Origin of the sequence: Halomonas sp. ANAO-440 (assembly GCF_019915905.1) — a bacterium.
Taxonomy (GTDB): domain Bacteria; phylum Pseudomonadota; class Gammaproteobacteria; order Pseudomonadales; family Halomonadaceae; genus Halomonas; species Halomonas chromatireducens.
Window position 1 is genome coordinate 1 of sequence record NZ_JAHXBV010000023.1, and the last position, 996, is coordinate 996.

The following is a 996-nucleotide window of genomic DNA, read 5'->3' on the forward strand; positions in this document are numbered from 1 at the left end:
CTGCCGCGCTTGAGGATCTCACGGACACGCTGCATCAGGCGCTGCAAACTGGCCTTGGCCAGCGTCAGCTTCGGCAGTTTGTGCCGAGTCAGCGTGTAGCCCAGATACCCCCGATTCCATGGCCGGCCCACCGCGCTTTTGTCGCGATTGACCGTCAGCCTGAGTGAGCTCTCGAGAAAATCACTCAGACTGGCCATGACCCGCTCGCCCGCTCGCCGACTCCTGACATACACCTGCATGTCGTCGGCGTAGCGGCAGAAGCGGTGGCCGCGGCGCTCCAGTTCCTTGTCCACGTCATCCAGCAGGATATTCGCCAGCAGCGGACTCAGCGGTCCGCCCTGGGGCGTGCCCTGCCGGCGTGGCGCGGTCAAGCCATCCTGGAACATGCCGGCTTCCAGGTAACGGCGGATCAGGCGCAGCACCCGCTTGTCGTGAACGCGGCGCGCGACCCGTGCCATCAGCAGGTCGTGGTTCACTCGGTCGAAGAAGGCTTCCAGGTCGAGGTCGACCACCCAGCGGTGGCCGGCGGCGACATGGGTCTTCATCGCCGAAACGGCCTGCTGGGCACTGCGCCCGGGGCGGTAGCCGTAACTCGATGCGGAGAAGCCCGGATCGAAGAGCGGCGTCAGCACCTGGAGCAGCGCCTGCTGGATCAGCCGGTCGGTGACCGTGGGGATGCCGAGCTGTCGCGTCCCGCCCTTGGGCTTGGGGATCTCGACGGCTCGAACTGGGCTGGGGTGGTACTCACCGGCCAGCAGCCGCTCGCGCAGCGTCGACCAGTGTTGCTTCAGGTGGTTGGCCAACTGGTCCACCGTCATGCCGTCGGCACCCGGCGCCCCTTTGTTGGTAACCACCCTACGGTAAGCCCGCGCCATGTTGACCTTCTCTACCACGGCCTCCATGAGCGGGGCGGGCTCCGCTTTCGTCCACGATGACGACGCCGGGACCGTCTCGACGCCCACCGGCTGGGACTCGGGGTTCCGCCCCTGCCCCTTT

At 66.9% G+C, this 996-nt stretch carries 1 protein-coding gene; it reads right to left on the reverse strand.

Annotated elements, in window-relative coordinates:
• Positions 1-996 (reverse strand): group II intron reverse transcriptase/maturase (gene ltrA, locus KZO25_RS15455; protein ID WP_262489065.1); only part of this gene is annotated, 996 nt, incomplete at both ends.